Below are 17,785 nucleotides of genomic sequence, written 5' to 3'. Positions count from 1 at the left end.
ATTTTTTTATGCTCAAATTATTGGGCGATTTTAGCGAGTATTTCTTCTTTACTCAGGTTGCTTGATTCAGTATCAGAACGACCTTTGTACTCAAAAGTACCAGCATCTAAACCTTTTTCACCGATAACAATACGGTGCGGAATACCTGTTATTTCGATATCGGAGAATTTAACGCCTGGTCGTTCATCACGGTCATCTAAAAGCACGTCATAACCAGCAGCTTGAAGTTCTGTATAAAGTGCTTCAGCAGCCTCTACAGTACGAGGTGATTTATGAGCATTCATCGGAACGATTGCGACATGGAAAGGTGCGATAGCAGCAGGCCAAATAATTCCTTTTTCATCGTAATTTTGTTCAATGGCAGCCGCGACGACGCGAGTCACCCCAATTCCATAACAACCCATTGTTACAGTGAATGGTTTACCATCCTTACCTAATACTTTGCAGCCCAGAGCTTCAGAGTATTTTTGACCTAATTGGAAAATATGACCAACTTCAATACCACGTTTAATTTGAAGTACACCTTTACCATCTGGAGATGGATCACCCTCAACAACATTGCGAAGATCATAAACTTCAGTGAATTGAGCATCACGCTCCCAGTTCACACCCGTCGCATGTTTGTTTGCTTCGTTTGCACCTGCAACAAAATCAGACAAAACTGATGCTGCTCGGTCAACGATGACATTAATCCCTTTTTCGACTAAACCTTGAGGACCAACAAAACCAGCGGTTAAGCCTAAAGCACTCAGTTGTTCTTCAGTTGCAAATGCAAGTGGTGATGCAATCAGCGGATGTTTCTCAGCTTTGATTTCGTTTAGCTCATGGTCACCACGAAGGAACAGTGCCACGACAGGCGCAGTTTTACCTTCTTCAGCGACTCCTTGTACCAACAAAGCTTTGACAGACTGTTTTGCATCGGTACCTAAGAAAGCAGATACATCAGCTATAGTCTTTTGATTTGGTGTTTCAATAATTTTTAATTCTTGAGTTGGTGCAGCACGTTCACCTACAAGAATCGCTTCAGCCATTTCAATATTGGCTGCATAATCTGATTCAGTTGAGAATGCAATATCGTCTTCACCGCTTGATGCCAATACATGGAATTCATGCGAACCTGAACCGCCAATTGAACCTGTATCCGCCTGAACTGGACGGAAGTCTAAACCTAAACGAGTAAAAATACGGCAATAGGCATCGTACATCGTGTCGTAAGTTTCTTGTAATGAAGCTTGATCTGCATGGAATGAGTAAGCATCTTTCATTACGAATTCACGAGAGCGCATAACGCCAAAACGAGGACGAACTTCATCACGGAATTTAGTTTGTACTTGGTAGAAATTAGCGGGTAATTGTTTATAACTTTTGAGTTCGTTACGCGCTAAATCAGTAATGACTTCTTCATGTGTAGGGCCGAGAACAAACGGGTTGTTGTGACGGTCATTAAAGCGTAAAAGTTCTGGACCATATTGCACATAGCGACCAGATTCTTCCCATAAACTTGACGGTTGGGTCACAGGCATCAATACTTGTAGTGAACCAGCACGGTCCATTTCTTCGCGAACAATCGCTTCGACTTTATTTAACACACGTACGCCCATTGGCAACCAAGAATATAATCCTGAAGCCAATTTACGAATCATACCCGCACGAAGCATCAGCTGATGAGAGATTACTTCAGCATCACTTGGGGTTTCTCTTAACGTTGCAAATAAAAAGCGACTCGCGCGCATGGAATTTGTCCTAATAATGAGCGTTAAAGCATAAGATTATACGATAAAAAATGAGGTGAGCATTTTGAATGACACCTCATGACAATTCTCTACATTATGACATGAATTTTCGTGTTTGACGTACCATAAAATTCTTAAAGTCATCTAAGTAGGTAAAGATAACGGGAACGACAACTAAGGTCAGCAGGGTAGAGGTAATGACGCCCCCAATGACAGCATGCGCCATCGGAGCACTTTGTTCACCTCCTTCACCCAAGCCTAATGCCAATGGCACCATACCCATGACCATCGCACTTGTGGTCATCAGAATGGGTCTCAGTCGAGTTTTACCTGCAGCAATAATGGCATCAAAACGTGTATCACCGCGATCAATAGCTTTCTTAATAAAGTCAATGAGGAGAATTGCATTCTTGGTTACTAATCCCATTAACATGATGATGCCAATAATGGAAAATAAATTCATTGTTGAGTTAAATAAGAATAATGCAAGGAATACCCCGACCAATGACAATGGTAATGAGGCCATGATCGCCGCAGGATGAATAAAACTATTGAATTGAGAGCCTAAAACAATATAGATAAATACAATAGAGAGTGTAACGGCTGTAACAGCGTACCCAATCGATTCTTCCATATCTGCGTTTGCACCTTGTGTTTCAAAACCATAGCCGGCAGGCATGTCGAAGTTATCTTGCAATGCTTTAATATCTCGACCAATGTCACCTGCAGGTCGACCTGAAGTATTGGCTTCAACCATGACTTCACGCGCTAAATCACGACGGTTGATTTGAGATGCACCATAGCTTTCATGCGTGCTTGTTACGCTTGAGAGTGGAACCAAGATCGGTTGATTATTTGCATCCACTTTTTGCGATTTTAAATATAAATTATTGATGTCACTTGGAAGCGTACGTTGATCTTCAGAGAGGCGCAAATTGACATCATACGTTTCACCTTTGTCGTCTTTCCACGTCGTTACATCATCACCAGCAAGGAGAGGGCGGATCACATTGGCAATTTGGCTGACTGATAATCCTAAATCGTTTGCCAGTACACGATTTACATGCACTTCAAGGGTAGGTTTAGGCTCTTTGAGCGAGCTTTCTAAATCGACGACACCATCAATTTTTGCCATTTCCACCATGAAGCGATCAGAAATTTTTTGTAATTCATCTAGCTCAGGTCCTTTGATGGAAATCATGACAGGCTTTTGACCACCAGACACAGTTTCATCCGCTGAAGCAATAGAGGTGAGGGTAATACCCGCCACTGTTTGTAGTCGATCACGAAACTCATTGGTTAAATCAGTCAGTGTCTGAGAGCGCTCTTGGCGAGGACTCAGACTGACTCGGATGCTTACGTGGTTTTTCCCGCGATCAGTCACCCCATTAATAACGCCGTACGTTCCTTTAACCTCTGGATGCTGTCGAATAATAGATTCAACTTGTTTTAACTTTGCCTGAGAGTATTCGAGTGAAGCATCTACGGGCGTTTCAAATTTGATCCGAATTTCACCTTTATCTGGAACAGGTACAAACTCTGTTCCCACCATTTTCGATAGCGCGAGCGCGCCAAACAGTGAAGCAACAGCAACGATAATTGTTAGAAAGCGGAATCTTAGAGCCAGTTTTAGCAGCTTCTCGTACACTTCATTTAATGAATCAAGTTTATTTGAGATCCCATTGAAGAAGCGTTTCAATGCGCTCGGTTTTTTATTTGGATGATGACGTTCAGCCCAGTGAGCTGAGAGCATTGGATCGAGCGTAAAACTGACAAACATTGAGATCAGTACGGCGGTACTCACTGTCACGCCAAATTGGTAGAAGAAACGACCGATAATACCGCCCATGAATGCAACTGGTAAGAACACCGCAACAATAGTCAAAGTGGTTGCGAGAACTGCCAGCCCAATTTCTTTGGTTCCATCTAAAGCAGCAGTCACATGATCTTTCCCCATATCAGCATGGCGGACAATATTTTCACGTACCACAATTGCATCATCAATAAGAAGACCAATACTTAAAGACAGGGCAAGAAGAGTCATCATATTGATGGTAAAACCGAAAGCCCAAATGAACGTTAATGTACCAAGTAAGGCGATTGGCAGGGTAAGGCCTGTAATAATCGTCGATCTAAATGAACCTAAAAACAGTAGAACGATGACAACCGCAAGTACACCACCTTCAATAATTGTACGGGCAACATCACCAATACTTGCTCGTATGCCTCGAGATGTATCGACAACTACTTTCAATGTTGTCCCTTTCGGGAGTTGTTGTTCTATACGGTTTAGTGTTTTATAAGCCGCATCTACAACATCAATTACATTTGAATCAGAGCTTCTGAGAATATCCAACGCGACAGCATTTTGACCGTTAATGAAGGCACTCGACTCGAGTTCAGCTTGGCTGTCGTAAATTTCAGCTACTTGTTTTAAGTAGATTGGCGTGCCATTTTTACTCGCGACGATGAGATCCCCAAAGGATTGGGGATGAATTACTCTTGATTTAATTTCAACAACCAGCTCTGAATTTGACTGTTTGAGTGTGCCCCCAGGGACTTCAATGTTTTCGCCTTTTAGTGTGTTAATGACTTGATCAACGCCAACACCAAGACTTTGTAATTTTTGTGGATTAACTTCAATACGAATTTGACGCTGCGAGTCACCTAGCAGATTAACTGTACCTACCCCACGAACAGTTCTCAATTGAGGAACAATTTTTTGATCTAAATAAGAGCTGAGCTCTCGGAGTGACATATTCTCAGACTCAAATACCACCGACATGATGGCACCTGCGGAAGGGTCATAGCGCTCAACAATAGGATCAGTAATTTCATCACGAAATTCAGCTGTCACTGGCGCAATTTTGTCTCGAATATCTTGAGCTGCAACGGTTGAAGGAACATCCAAATTAAACTCAGTGATAATTGTAGAGAGTCCTTCACTCGACTGCGATATCACTTGTTTAACACCTGAGATCGTATTGATCTGATCTTCCATCTTTTTGGTAATTTCAGATTCAACAGTTTCAGGAGAAGCACCTGGGTAAGTGGTATACACGACCACAAATGGGAAATCGACATCAGGGAATTCTTCAACTCCCATTCGTTGCCATGATGATAAGCCCAATACCATCAGGCATAGCATCATCATGATCGTAAAGACAGGATATTTCACACTGATTCGAGTTAACCACATAGTTCAGATCCTGTCTTACTTTGAAGCAATTGAGACTGTTTTATTTAAGTCATCATTATTAAACTTAATTCTACTGATGTAATCCGTTGGCTGAAGACCACTGATCATTGCAATATTCTCGTTGGGTTGTCGATCCAGAATTCGAATATTGGCTTTCTGAATTTTCTGATCACGGATGATCCACAGATAAGGTTTGCCATCTGCATCTTGAATAGTATCAAGCGGAACTTTTTGCCCCTGAATTTGTTTGTTATCTAAAATGAAACCTTCGACAAAAGCACCAATACTCAGTGAATTGATTGATTCATTCGGTTGAGCAAAAAACTCAACCTGACGACTGATTTGATCGGCCATTGGGGAAATGCGTGTTAACTTGGCAGTATAATTTTGGGTAGTCCCTTGAATTTTATATTCAATATTGTTTCCAATGTTGAGCGCATGTTGAGATTCGACAGGGAGTTTTGCTTGAATCTCTAATTTTTGTGGATCTACGATTTCAAATAGTGTTTGACCCATTGAAACGGTTTGACCAGGTTCAACTTGACGTTTGGTAATCACGCCAGAAATGGGGCTACGAATTAATCCATCAGCATCGGCTTTCAGTGCGATATCCACATTTGCTTGCTGAGCTCGTACAGTTTCGAGTTGAGCTTTATGCTCCACTTGACTTTGTTCATATTCAACCTTAGAAACAAATCCTTGATCATAAAGTCGTTTTTTTCGAGTGACCATATTTGCAGCTTGTTGTGCCTGCGCTTGTGCAGAAGCAAGATTAGCACGAGCTTGTGCGAGTCGGGCTGCATTATCTTGATTATTTAAACGTACCAAGACTTGCCCTTTACTCACCTTTTCACCGACTTGTACAGAGACTTGACTAGCAGTGGCAGTCACTTGAGCTTGAATTGTACTTTGATTCACAGCGCGTATGGTGCCCGTGAAAGCAAATTTCAGATTTGAGACCCCATTTTCAACTTTGACTAAGTCCTGTTGTATTAATTCAATTTTTTGAGGGGTAGATGAGGTTGGCTGTACACTTTCGTCATTTTTTTGACAAGCGGCTAAAAGACAACTCGTACACAGCGTTCCTAATACGAGATATTTCTTAAACTGACTGCTGTGTCGAGTCGCATTCGGCATGTGATAATTCCTTTCCATTCAGACAAACTCTTCTTTATTCAAGAGTTTTTAAGCGCTTGATAATATTGTCGTATTGTGATTGAGTATTTCGATAGTTTGTTTGTAAAGATTCAATATTTTTTTGGATATTACTCATATTCTGCGCATTATAAGTGATTCGATCTTGTAAGTTTTTAGGGACAGGATTCCCTTTTTTGATATAGGTCTGTTCCTGCTTTTTAAACAATATTCGATCTTGCTCCAGTTGTTGGTACTGTTGTTTTTGAAAGGTGATTTGTTTGTTGATGTTTTTCAACATATCATCACGTTTGTTCGCAGCCACTTTACTAGAACCATAAGCACGTTTTAAGCGTAGATCTTGTTCATGTTGTTTGGCTTGTTGCGTACGTACACCACTTTGTTGCTGTTCTTTATCGGCATCATAAGGTCGATTTTTTTTAATCACTTGCATATTACGGTCAAGTGCTTCATAACCGTGACGAATATGCTCTGGTGTTACCGAACTACTAATATTAGCTACGCCATTTTTATCATAATAACGATACCAAGACGGTTTGGTCACTGTGGTATTAGCAATTGCTTCACCGATACATAAACCAAATGTCATCATGATCACTAAGAATGTTTTATTATGAAGATGCTTTAACCCAATTCTTGATTTGTGCGAAAGATTAAACATTGGAATTGGCCCCCGTGATATCAATTCAATTTTTTAATTTTTGCTTTTAATAACAAGCATTTTATGTGGTTTTGGTAAATTTATAAATATAAACCGTTAAATAATTTACGCTTAATCTGATTCACCCTTAAATTCTATGAAGCTTTGTGACACAATCTCTCCGCGAGTACTCAACTGCATTGAAAATCAATGTAATGTTATGTTAGAAAATAATGGTTATTCTCTAAATTAAGCGTTTCATTTTTCTTTAAATCTCATCTCAGGAAGGATCATTCAATGGATGATAATCTGCAAAATATTAAAGTGATGGTCATTGATGATTCAAAAACGATTCGTCGGACCGCAGAAACTTTATTACAGCGTGAAGGATATGACGTTGTAACTGCAGTAGATGGATTTGAAGCATTATCTAAAATTGCTGAAACTCGACCTGATATTATTTTTGTAGATATTATGATGCCGCGTTTAGATGGGTATCAAACGTGCGCATTGTTAAAAAACTCACAAAATTTCCAACATATTCCAGTGGTCATGTTATCCAGTAAAGATGGGATGTTTGATCAGGCAAAAGGACGAGTTGTTGGATCTGATGAATACCTCACGAAACCATTCAGTAAAGATGAGCTATTGAATGCGATTCGTAAACTTGTCGCTTCACGTTAAGTACTGGGAAAACAAAATATGACACGTATCTTAGTGGTAGATGACTCTCCAACAGAAATGTTTAGATTTAAAGAAATTCTGTCCAAAAATGGCTATGAAGTGCTAGAAGCAACCAATGGTGCAGATGGTGTTACCTTAGCGCAAGCAGAGCAACCAGATCTTGTACTTATGGATGTGGTGATGCCTGGTGTGAATGGATTTCAAGCGACGCGGCAAATTGCAAGAGCTGATGTAACGAAGCATATTCCAGTTGTCATTGTCAGTACCAAAGATCAGGATACGGATCGAATTTGGGGCAAAAGACAAGGCGCTGTCGACTACCTGATCAAACCTGTAGATGAATCAAGATTACTTGATGTCATTCAGCAATATTTAAATACAGGCACAGCATGATCATTCAAGATGAAAGTGATCAACAACACTGGTTAACGCAAGCCAGTAATGCTAATTCGGCTCAAGCAAATGAGTACCGTGATGTGCAAAATCAGGACCTCTGGTCTGGTGTATGTTTTAAAGTTGAGCAGCAGCAATTTATTACCCCACTTGGTGATATTGCGGAGGTTAGCCCTTTACTGAGCATTACCTCATTACCACTTACGCCGCCGTGGTATTTAGGTTTAGCGAATTTGCGAGGTCGAGTACTGTCCGTATTAGATCTAAAGCAATTTGCTTTGAGTAAATCAACACAATTACACGCTAATGTTAAAATTTTATGTTTTAACGTGGGGCAAGACTGTGTTGGATTGCTTGTGGATGAAGTCCTTGGTGTAAAACATTATAAGAATAATACCTATAGCACCAGTTCGGATTTGATCGCAGAACCATATAGATCGTTTTGCCAAGGTTATTTTCTCGATCATTCAACACCTGTAGCTATGCTGATGATGAGTCTGCTATATGAGCATGATCGTCTAAAGCACATGTTCACATCAAATTCAATTTAATGTGTAGTCAGCAATAGTTTTTTGGGGGAGCTGAGTGAGTTTACGGTTAAAAAAGACCAGTCGGAATGTGAATGATTCAGATTCCAACACACAGGGATGGAAAGCTTCACTTAAGTTAAAACTTGAACAGTTTTCAGAGCTGTTTGGGCAATCTGCCCAAACGAAGTCTTATTTAATCATGGCTATTATTAGCCTCGTTTGTGCTTTTCTGATTTTATTGTTTCTCATGTTTAATCTCCCGCGCACGGTGGAGCAAAGTCGTGGGGTGGGGGAACTGAAATATCTCAATCAAATGATGATTATTCAGACTCAACAGTTTGAGGATAATCCTACAGATTACACATTACAGATTCTCAAAAACTCTCAGCTTATTTTTAGTTCACAACTTGAAAATGTAAAATCAGTTTATTTTTATAGTCCAGCTTTAAATGAAGTAGATCGACTGTGGTTAGAGTCTCAAAGCAATATCACGGAATCTCAGTTACAAAAAATTCAAGTTGCTCTCAATGAAATTCGCACAGGTTCGACGTGGTTACTGATTTTACTGTCACTTTTATTGTTGATTAGTTTATCGAGCTTCACCTTTGCAGTGATTAAACTTTTTATTTTAAGAAGCCAAGAAGATCGTTTGCGTTTAATGGAACTGGTGGATAAAGATAAGAAAAATCAAACCGCGATTTATCGACTTTTAGATGAAATTGGTGATTTAGCTGAAGGCGATTTGACCAAATATGCTGCGGTTTCTGCAGATTTTACGGGGACAATCGCGGATTCAATTAATGTAGCGATAGATCATTTGCGTGATTTGGTGATGAGAATTAATCAGGCTTCTCAACAAGTTACCCAATATATTCATCAAACTCAGCACATGAGTTCACAATTGGCGCAATCTTCAGAGCTGCAAGCTCGTGAAATCCAAAATACATCGCTCGCCATTCATGACATGGCGGACTCAATTGATCACGTTTATGAAAATGCAGCGCAATCTGCAAAAGTTGCTCAGCGCGCTGTACTTATCGCAGCGAAGGGTGGGGAAGTGGTTGAACGATCAATAGATGGAATGGATCAAATACGAGGGCAGATTCAAGAAACATCTAAAAAAATTAAAAGGCTGGGTGAATCTACTCAAGAGATTGGTAACTTTGTTGCAACCATTGAAGACATTGCAGGGCAAACGCATCTGTTGGCTTTGAATGCAGCCATTCAAGCCGCAATGGCAGGCGATGCTGGACGAGGTTTCGCTAGTGTTGCTGATGAGGTGCAGCGTTTAGCTGAACGTTCAACTGCTGCGACCAAACATATTGAGATATTGGTAAAAAATATTCAATTAGATACGCATGAGGCCGTTCGCTCTATGGAGCAAACAACTTCTGAGGTGGTTAAGGGGACTGGACTTGCTCAAGATGCAGGAGCAGCACTTGCAGATATTCAGTTGATTTCAAAACAGTTGGCTCAACTGATTGCGAATATTTCAGCATCTTCAAAAGTTCAGTCAGCCGCTGCGGGGCAAATTGCGAAAACAATGTCGCTTGTGCAAGATGTCACACGAGAAAATCATGCTTCAACCTTAGATACTGCTCAATCGATAGCAGAACTCACTCAAATGGCTGATTCTTTAAGGAAATCAGTTGCAAACTTTAAATTACCTGAGTGATTGAGCCATGAAAAATAATAATCCTAATAAAATACAATTATATCTTTCAGAAGCACTCTATCGTGCATATATAGATATGCAGCTTCCTCAGGATGAATCAAATTTTGAAGATGAGGAGCTTATTACCACCTTTGCTGAAGAGCTTAAGGAATTACTTCTAGAAATATCAGAAAATCTTCAAGTCTTATCGAATGATTTAGAACAGGTAAATATTTGGCAAGCATTGCGCCGTAATTTTCATACCTTAAAGGGTTCAGGTCGAATGCTTGGATTCAACTCAGTTTCTGAGCTTGCATGGACCGTTGAGACAATACTGAATATTAGGCTTGATCAGCAACGTTCATGGAGTCAACTGGTCCTTGAGTATGTTGAGCTGATCTCTCGTATATATCGCTACATCATTGTGCCTAGTTTAACAGTGAAACAAGCGATTCAATTAGATGTTAAACCTCTATTGCTTTTAGGTCGGCAATTAGAACATTCAAATATCATAGATCAATCATTGCATCCTTTGTTGGCGATCAACGCTCATCTCACACAGCTAGATCTAGATTTCAGGATTGAATGTCATTGTTTGAATGACTCAAATTCACTCTCAGCAACAGCCACAATTGAGAATACTCAAATATGGGATAACGAGGTTCTGCAAAGTTTTTATGCTGAAGCTTCAGAACAATTGAAATCCCTGCAAGATATGTTGGATAAATCCAATCAACAATTTCAGGTGGATACGCTTGCACGTGTTGTCCATTCTCTCAGGGGGAGTTCTGCAATTGTTGGACTTGAGAAAATTGAAGTATTGAGTCAGTCATTCGAAAAAATAATACAACGTAATCCATCTCTTGATACCAACAATAAAGAATTGCAAGCGCTCACAACGCAGTATATTGATTTAATCCAGTATTACTTAGAAAGCTTGCAAACAACAGGCGACAACGTAACGAGACAACAACAGTTTCAGGCATTAGAGCATACTTTTTTAATCGCATTGAGAGACTTCTCAGAACAGATTACACAGAACGATCCAAATCTTGATCCGCAAGAGTTACTCAAGAAAATTGTAGATTTGGGTGTAGAAGATGTTTTCCTTATCGATACCTTTGTACAAGATGGTATTTCTAACCTCTTTAGCTCTACACGTACTACTGAACGTTCGAGCTTACTGAGTCAACAACTCAGTTCAATTGCTAAATTTGCCATTAAAGTTGATTTTGATCTCCTTCAAAAAATTTCAGAAATTTTGAGTTCAATTCACTTCAACATTGTAAGAGAACCAAATTCAATTGCCTACTCAAATGTCCACCGAGTTTTACAACAAGGGCATGAAAAACTCTTAGAAATATTTGATGAACTCGCTATAGGTCAATTTGCTCAAAATAATGAAGTTTCTCAGCAGCTATTAGGTGATTTAAAACAACTTAATCATGAATACTTCAGCTTTTCCAATCAATCGAATTGCATTTCCACTATAGAGCAGGAGAGCGAAGTATCTGCTCGCTCCTTAGATGAAACAATTCTGACATTACTCAATATAGATTACGCACTCAAAGATTCAGCGAAAGCAAAACAGGGCTTAGATCGCGAAGTAAGTGGTTTTTTTGTCGAGGAAGCGGAAGAAATCTTGTCTCAAATCGAAGACTTGTTCAATACATGGTTAGAGTATCAAGAAGATGCTACGTGTATCCAAAAAATTATGCGGCAACTGCACACGTTGAAAGGTGGTGCATACATGTTGCAAGCAGATTACTTTGCAAATCTAATCCATGAGCTTGAATCTGTATATCTTCAACTCATTTCAGAGCAACAAATTGATATAAAAAGTTTCATTATTTTGATTAAAGCCTTACAGCAGGATTTGGTACGGCGTGTCAATATCATTAAAACTGAGTCTGTTGATTATCCGATAGAGCAGGCATCAAGGCTTATTCAGAGTTTAATTGAGCTTGGATATTTAAATCTTAAGGGTAGTGACTCGAAGCTGAACTTAGTACATTCGATGCAAAATGATATCACTCACCACATGTCTTCGGATTTTAGTATTCATTCAACTTTATCAGCGGACCTTGAAACCAATTTAAGTGATTTAGTCACTACGCATAATAATTCATCAAAGTTTGACTCTTCTTCCATTCAGCAAAACTCACATCAGAATGAACCATCTAACGCTAATGAGAGTGTTTTACCGCCTCCAATGAGTGGTAATTTGCAAAAGTTTGTGCAATCTGCCGTAGCGAACGAGACACTTTCAGTCTCTACTGCTGTAATTGAAGCAACCCTTAATTTGATTGGGGAGGATTTGATTCAACGTTCGCAAGTAGAAGTAGAATTAAAATCATATCGGTCAAATTTGGTAGAAATGGATCAAACCATTCAGCGCCTTACTTCACAATTGAGACGGATGGAAGGGGAATTAGAATCCCAAATTTTATTACAACGTAGATCACATAATTCCGCTGAGCATGGGTTTGATCCCTTAGAAATGGATCAATATTCATCACTCAATCAACTCTCTAAATCTATATCAGAGTCAACATCAGACTTGTTAGATATCAGAAACTCTCTGCACGAAAAGCTTCAGTCTGCAGAAAGTATATTGATTCAGCAGGCAAGAATACAAAACAACATCCAACACTCGTTGATGCGTACTCGTGTCGTGCCATTCAAGACGATACAAATGCGTCTTGAACGCTTATGCAAGCAACTTTCGATGAATCTGAATAAATCTGTTCAGTTACAGATTGAACATGCAGACATCGAATTAGATCGTAGTATTCTTGAAAAGTTGATCACCTCACTTGAGCATATTCTGCGTAATGCGATTGATCACGGAATTGAGTCAGCAGAACAGCGGTTGAAATTAAATAAACCTGAACAAGCAGTCATGCAACTGACACTGGTGAATCATCACAATGAGCTGAGTATTTTGATCAAGGATGATGGTCGAGGAATTGATTCACAAGAGATTAAGCAAAAAGCTGTTGAATTTGGTTGGCTCAATACTGAACGGGAATATTCTGAAACTGAACTATTACAATTGATTTTTAGACCAGGCTTTACCACTGCTGCAAAATTAACAACGGTTTCAGGACGTGGTGTCGGTTTAGATGTCGTAAAAAGTGAAATACAGGCACTGGGTGGGCATGTTCATGTTACTTCGGAAAGAGGACAAGGAACTTGTTTTGAAATCAGAATTCCTAAATCTTCAATTATTACTGAAGCGTTGATGGTAAAAGTTGCAGATCAATTCTTTGCCTTACCGTTACATCAAATACAACGTGTTGAAATGATCGATAGACATGATTTAAATCATGCGAAACAACAGAGTCAGTTGTTGAGGGTGCATGAAGCAAGTTATCAATTAAACGATTTGGCTGACTTCGTGTTGTTAAATCAAAATATAAAAAGAAACTCACCATATTCAGAAACCCAAAAAGTTCCAGTGATTTTGGTGAATATGCACCAGTCTCAACCTGTGGCTTTATTCGTTGATGAAGTCTTAGGAACTAATTCACAAATTATTGTGAAACAGACTGGGAGGCTTATCCATCAAATTGATTATCTCAGCGGTGTAACCATTATGGGCAGTGGAGAAATTTGCCCAATTTTAAATGTAAATCGTGTGGTTCAATATCTCACTCAGCAGGATTGGTCTGTACATCCAGAGTCGAAGCTCTCAAATTTAAAACATGACAATGAGGCACCTACGATTTTAGTGGTTGATGATTCGGTCACAGTTCGAAAAGTGACATCTAAACTACTTGAGCGTTATGGTTACCAGATTGTCACAGCTACAGATGGCATTGAAGCACTTGAATATTTACAGCATTCAACACCTGCCTTAATGTTAATTGATGTTGAAATGCCAAGAATGGATGGTTTTGAAGTAATGCAATGGCTGAGAAATCAACCACATTTGCAGAACTTACCTGTGGTTATGATCACTTCACGAGTGGGGGATAAGCATAAACAACATGCTCTTGAACTTGGTGTATCGGCTTATATGGGTAAACCTTTCCAAGAAGCAGTGTTGATTGAGCAGATCAATCAGCTTTTAAAACACGATTGAAGTATTTTAAGCCAATTAAAAAAGGATGCATTTGCATCCTTTTTTATATTTCATTGCTGTTAAATTTTAATGTTATGCCAATAGCTCAATTAAGATTTTTTCATAAATTTCAGCCAAAGGTTCCAAATGTGCGATTTCAACATGCTCATTAATCTGGTGGATCGTGGCATTAAGTACTCCCAGTTCGAGTACCTGAGCTCCAGTTGGTGCGATAAAGCGACCATCTGATGTACCACCACTGGTTGATAATTCTGTTGTCGTGCCAGTCACATCCAAAATCGCTTTTTTGGCAGCATTGACGAGCTCTCCAACAGGGGTAAGGAATGGTAAACCTGATAGTGTCCACTCGATATCATACTCAACGCCGTGGCGATCTAAAATTTCATGTGTACGTGCTTTTAATTCATCAGCAGTAACTTCTGTAGAATAACGGAAGTTAAATAATAAGTTCATCGTGCCAGGCACAACATTGGTTGCACCCGTTCCAGCAGAAATATTGGAGATTTGGAAAGACGTTGCAGGGAAATACTCATTGCCTTGATCCCATTCTGTCTCACATAATTCAGCAATTGCTTTTGAGGCTGTATGAATTGGGTTAATTGCCAAATGTGGATAGGCCACATGCCCTTGCTTACCTTTCACTGTTAAATTGGCATTGAGAGACCCACGACGGCCATTTTTAACAATGTCACCTAAAGTATTCGTACTTGACGGTTCACCGACCAAACACCATGTCATTTTTTCTTGGCGTGCTTCTAAAGTTTCTACAACTTTCACTGTTCCATTGATAGATGGACCTTCTTCATCTGAAGTGATCAAAAAAGCAATCGAACCTTTGTGGTCTGGATGCTTAGCAACGAAACGTTCAGAGGCAATTACCATGGCTGCCAACGCCGTTTTCATATCTGCACTGCCACGCCCGTATAACTTTCCATCTCTAATTTCTGGGGCGAATGGATCGGAGTTCCACGCTTCTAGATTGCCTGTAGGAACAACATCAGTATGACCCGCAAAACAAAACACAGGTGATTCAGTCCCGCGACGAGCCCATAAGTTATCTACATCTTCAAAACGCATATTTTCAATGTTAAAACCAATCTTTGATAATCGATCAGCCATAATATTTTGACAGTTATGATCGACTGGAGTCACTGAAGGTTGGCGAAGTAATTGTAAGCTTAAATCGAGTGTTGCAGATTGGGTCATGGAGAGAAATCGAATTGGTCAAAGTCGATCTATCATAAAGTATGTTGAATTTGATGCAAAATATTAATCATTCAAGGAAATCAAATTTAAATAAAAAAAGCCCTATTAAAAAATAGGGCTTTTAGCTTCAACTTCGAATTAGTTGTTACGAATTTCGTTTGAAGTTTTTTCAGCAGTATTTGTTACAGTTTCCCCAGCTTTTGAAACGTCTTGTCCAAAACCTTTGAATGTATTACAACCAGTTAATACAAATGCAACTACGAATGAAGCGGCTAATACTTTTTTCATCATTATCTCCAATGATTGTAAATTATTTTGATGCTTAATCAGAATAAAAATTAATCATTTAGAAGAATATGAGAGTTTTATTATCAGAATGTTATTAATTGTATTCGATACATTTTTTTATTACACGAACTACACGTAAGGGAGCTTTAAAGCTGGTTGACGGTACATATAAAACTGATTTGTTTGTACATTGTGATAAAGCCCATTACTCCACCAATGTGCTTCATTTGAAGTCTGACTTGCATTCGGACAAATCCATTCCTGTCTTTCCAGTCGATAAAAAGATGATCGTAATTGATGTCCCCATGTGCCTATACGACGATGTGGGCTGACCCAGTTAGGTAAGGTTTGAAGTTCGGTATGATACGGAAAGTAGAGTTGACCTTTCATCACCGCAATTTTTCGATCAATTTTATAAGTATTGGCTTGAGTAAATTGAAATTGCTTTTGCGTAAAATGATTGAGCTTTCTAAATAGAGTGTCGCTTCGATTTAATCCGTACCAATGTTGAAGTTGAAAGTCTTGTTCTGCTAAATAAAATTTCAGTGCAACTTCCCATTGTTCAATTTCTTGGGTGTGATGATTTAATATCACAAAGTCAATTTCACCCAAAGTATGGCGGCCGTCAATGATTTGAACACTGTGATCTAACAGCGAAAAATCAGCTTGATCGCGTTGATCATCTTGCAGCCAGAACCACATTAAATATTCAAAGCGCAAACCTAGACGCGTACTTTTAAGTTGCTGAATAAAATCAATCAGCTCTTGTGGGTTTTGATCTAGATCATGCAGTCTGGAGATATATTTTTCGTACTGAGTTTGCCAAAATTGTTCATGGTGCAATTCAAAAGGATGAACGATCGTTAATTCTTTAGGCGCAAAACGAATAATATTAGGACTTGCGATGACAAAAGCCAGTTGACGTACAATTGTATGATGAAAGTTCTGCCATGGCTCATAAAAATCAGATTGCACCATTACTCCAACTAGAATTCAAAATTGAAAATAAATTTACAATCAGACACTACCACAAAAGCATATATACTAGTGAGATTCAACTGAATGAGTTGCGGTATGAAAATCGTGTTTTGGCGGAGCTTGGTCATTATTTTTGTGACTCTAGGTTTTATTGGTGCGCTATTGCCAGGATTGCCAACCACAGTCTTTTTAATTCTTGCCGCATGGGCTGCTTCAAAAGGTTGGCCACAGGTTGATGATTGGCTACTCAATCATCCTAAATATGGACCAACACTGCGAAATTGGCGTGAGCATGGCACGGTTCCACGCAAAGCAAAATGGCTCGCCTCGATGATGATGTTGATCAGCGGTATTCTTATGCTTTATACCAATGCTCCTGATTTAGTAAAAATTTTTACGAATCTCACCATGCTAATTGTCGCGATTTGGTTGTGGTTAAGACCTGAATCAAAAAATATTGTTTAAATAAATGATTAAAAATAATTTAACGCTGAGTTTTGTATGAACCCAAATCTTGAAAGTTATACCCTAAGTCAGGCGGATATCCTGATTGATATGGCGAAACAAGTTCTATATGTACCACGTATGAAAAAAAGCTATTTGGTGTCTACTGGATTGAACGGTATAGGTGAACAGGAAAATTCAGGTAAAACACCAAGAGGATGGCATCGCATTGAACAAAAAATTGGCGATGACCACCCAATCAATGCTGTTTTTAAAGCACGTATTTGGACTGGGGAGATCTATGATGTGGAACTTGGTGAGCAATTTCCAGAACGTGACTGGATTCTAACTCGAATTCTTTGGTTAGCAGGTTTAGAACCTGGTTTTAATCAAGGGGAGGGTTGTGATACCTATAATCGATATATCTATATTCATGGTACGCCAGAGTCAGAACCTTTAGGTATTCCTAAATCACATGGATGTATTCGAATGCACAGTGCAGATGTCATTGAGCTATTTGATATATTGGACGAAGGCGCTTTAGTCTATATTTCAGAACAAGAGATCGAATTGGATCAAATTTAAATCAGAATCGTAAAATGTGTTGTGATAAAAACTTTGAATAAAAATAAAAACATATCTCTAATCAGGCAAATAATAGATAAAAAAGCGATTTTTCAAGAGAAATGATCTATTTTTTAATCATTCAAACTGAAAAACTGAGAAACCTGTAGAAAAGCGTTTGACAGTATCTGAGGATTCTCTATAATGCACCACACAAACGATGAAGTCGT

The 17,785-nt window shown here is 39.1% G+C and carries 13 protein-coding genes and 1 pseudogene; 7 read left to right on the top strand and 7 right to left on the bottom strand.

What is annotated here, in order from left to right:
- Nucleotides 1–17: 17 nt before the first annotated feature.
- The 4 genes from CL42_RS12570 to CL42_RS12555 all read right to left on the bottom strand — a co-directional run bounded on the left by CL42_RS12570 (nt 18) and on the right by CL42_RS12555 (nt 6,676).
- Nucleotides 18–1,733 (bottom strand): proline--tRNA ligase, encoded by a 1,716-nt coding sequence (locus tag CL42_RS12570; RefSeq protein ID WP_035269082.1) that lies wholly within the window; start codon nt 1,731–1,733, stop codon nt 18–20.
- 94 nt (nt 1,734–1,827) lie between these two features.
- The gene (locus tag CL42_RS12565) at nt 1,828–4,932 is read right to left on the bottom strand and encodes an efflux RND transporter permease subunit (protein ID WP_035269080.1); all 3,105 of its coding nucleotides are present in this window, start codon (nt 4,930–4,932) and stop codon (nt 1,828–1,830) included.
- Nucleotides 4,933–4,947: 15 nt separating this feature from the next.
- Complete coding sequence (locus CL42_RS12560; protein ID WP_035269075.1) at nt 4,948–6,069, bottom strand: efflux RND transporter periplasmic adaptor subunit; 1,122 nt, start codon at nt 6,067–6,069, stop codon at nt 4,948–4,950.
- A gap of 34 nt (nt 6,070–6,103) precedes the next feature.
- Entirely contained in the window at nt 6,104–6,676 is a 573-nt protein-coding gene (locus tag CL42_RS12555; RefSeq protein ID WP_155756993.1) for a hypothetical protein, read from the bottom strand.
- 348 nt (nt 6,677–7,024) lie between these two features.
- Between CL42_RS12555 and pilG the strand changes: the two genes are divergently transcribed.
- The 5 genes and pseudogenes from pilG (at nt 7,025) to CL42_RS12530 (ending at nt 14,075) form a co-directional block, all read left to right on the top strand.
- On the top strand, nt 7,025–7,411 hold the full coding sequence (gene pilG / locus CL42_RS12550; RefSeq protein ID WP_035269072.1) for a twitching motility response regulator PilG: 387 nt from the start codon (nt 7,025–7,027) through the stop codon (nt 7,409–7,411).
- An 18-nt stretch (nt 7,412–7,429) separates the two neighbouring features.
- A complete protein-coding gene (locus tag CL42_RS12545; RefSeq protein WP_035269071.1) occupies nt 7,430–7,804 on the top strand; it encodes a response regulator in 375 nt (124 codons plus the stop codon).
- Nucleotides 7,801–8,355, top strand: coding sequence for a chemotaxis protein CheW (locus CL42_RS12540; protein WP_035269069.1), 555 nt, complete (start codon nt 7,801–7,803; stop codon nt 8,353–8,355). The genes CL42_RS12545 and CL42_RS12540 overlap by 4 nt, the downstream gene beginning before the upstream one ends.
- 529 nt (nt 8,356–8,884) lie before the next feature.
- Nucleotides 8,885–10,009: pseudogene (locus CL42_RS12535) on the top strand (methyl-accepting chemotaxis protein); the annotation flags it as partial.
- Between the two features lie 7 nt (nt 10,010–10,016).
- Nucleotides 10,017–14,075, top strand: a complete 4,059-nt coding sequence (locus CL42_RS12530; RefSeq protein ID WP_035269066.1) for an Hpt domain-containing protein — start codon at nt 10,017–10,019, stop codon at nt 14,073–14,075.
- 72 nt (nt 14,076–14,147) lie between these two features.
- On the opposite strand, the gene dapE is transcribed toward CL42_RS12530, so the two are convergent.
- The 3 genes from dapE to CL42_RS12515 form a co-directional block, all read right to left on the bottom strand.
- Nucleotides 14,148–15,281 carry a succinyl-diaminopimelate desuccinylase gene (gene dapE, locus CL42_RS12525; RefSeq protein WP_035269063.1) on the bottom strand — a complete coding sequence of 378 codons (1,134 nt, stop codon included), beginning with the start codon at nt 15,279–15,281 and terminating at the stop codon, nt 14,148–14,150.
- A 138-nt stretch (nt 15,282–15,419) separates the two neighbouring features.
- A complete protein-coding gene (locus tag CL42_RS12520; protein ID WP_092766976.1) occupies nt 15,420–15,572 on the bottom strand; it encodes an entericidin A/B family lipoprotein in 153 nt (50 codons plus the stop codon).
- 126 nt (nt 15,573–15,698) lie between these two features.
- The gene (locus CL42_RS12515) at nt 15,699–16,547 is read right to left on the bottom strand and encodes a DUF1853 family protein (protein WP_035269060.1); all 849 of its coding nucleotides are present in this window, start codon (nt 16,545–16,547) and stop codon (nt 15,699–15,701) included.
- 96 nt (nt 16,548–16,643) lie between these two features.
- On the opposite strand from CL42_RS12515, the gene CL42_RS12510 reads away from it, so the two are divergent.
- Both CL42_RS12510 and elsL read left to right on the top strand, forming a co-directional pair.
- Nucleotides 16,644–17,012, top strand: a complete 369-nt coding sequence (locus CL42_RS12510; RefSeq protein WP_035269059.1) for a YbaN family protein — start codon at nt 16,644–16,646, stop codon at nt 17,010–17,012.
- Nucleotides 17,013–17,048: 36 nt separating this feature from the next.
- Nucleotides 17,049–17,576, top strand: a complete 528-nt coding sequence (gene elsL, locus CL42_RS12505; RefSeq protein ID WP_035269058.1) for a cell wall-recycling L,D-carboxypeptidase ElsL — start codon at nt 17,049–17,051, stop codon at nt 17,574–17,576.
- Nucleotides 17,577–17,785: the final 209 nt, after the last annotated feature.

The organism is Acinetobacter sp. Ver3 (assembly GCF_000632455.1).
Classification (GTDB): Bacteria; Pseudomonadota; Gammaproteobacteria; order Pseudomonadales; family Moraxellaceae; genus Acinetobacter.
Note: the sequence above shows the minus strand (reverse complement) of the source record. Positions and strands in the feature narration are given on the sequence as shown.

Excerpts from the sequence above, each read along its gene's own strand:
- CL42_RS12570 (WP_035269082.1), bottom strand. The coding sequence starts at position 1,733 with ATGCGCGCGAGTCGCTTTTTATTTGCAACGTTAAGAGAAACCCCAAGT.
- CL42_RS12565 (WP_035269080.1), bottom strand. The coding sequence starts at position 4,932 with ATGTGGTTAACTCGAATCAGTGTGAAATATCCTGTCTTTACGATCATG.
- CL42_RS12560 (WP_035269075.1), bottom strand. The coding sequence starts at position 6,069 with ATGCCGAATGCGACTCGACACAGCAGTCAGTTTAAGAAATATCTCGTA.
- CL42_RS12555 (WP_155756993.1), bottom strand. The coding sequence starts at position 6,676 with ATGACATTTGGTTTATGTATCGGTGAAGCAATTGCTAATACCACAGTG.
- pilG (WP_035269072.1), top strand. The coding sequence starts at position 7,025 with ATGGATGATAATCTGCAAAATATTAAAGTGATGGTCATTGATGATTCA.
- CL42_RS12545 (WP_035269071.1), top strand. The coding sequence starts at position 7,430 with ATGACACGTATCTTAGTGGTAGATGACTCTCCAACAGAAATGTTTAGA.
- CL42_RS12540 (WP_035269069.1), top strand. The coding sequence starts at position 7,801 with ATGATCATTCAAGATGAAAGTGATCAACAACACTGGTTAACGCAAGCC.
- CL42_RS12530 (WP_035269066.1), top strand. The coding sequence starts at position 10,017 with ATGAAAAATAATAATCCTAATAAAATACAATTATATCTTTCAGAAGCA.
- dapE (WP_035269063.1), bottom strand. The coding sequence starts at position 15,281 with ATGACCCAATCTGCAACACTCGATTTAAGCTTACAATTACTTCGCCAA.
- CL42_RS12520 (WP_092766976.1), bottom strand. The coding sequence starts at position 15,572 with ATGATGAAAAAAGTATTAGCCGCTTCATTCGTAGTTGCATTTGTATTA.
- CL42_RS12515 (WP_035269060.1), bottom strand. The coding sequence starts at position 16,547 with ATGGTGCAATCTGATTTTTATGAGCCATGGCAGAACTTTCATCATACA.
- CL42_RS12510 (WP_035269059.1), top strand. The coding sequence starts at position 16,644 with ATGAAAATCGTGTTTTGGCGGAGCTTGGTCATTATTTTTGTGACTCTA.
- elsL (WP_035269058.1), top strand. The coding sequence starts at position 17,049 with ATGAACCCAAATCTTGAAAGTTATACCCTAAGTCAGGCGGATATCCTG.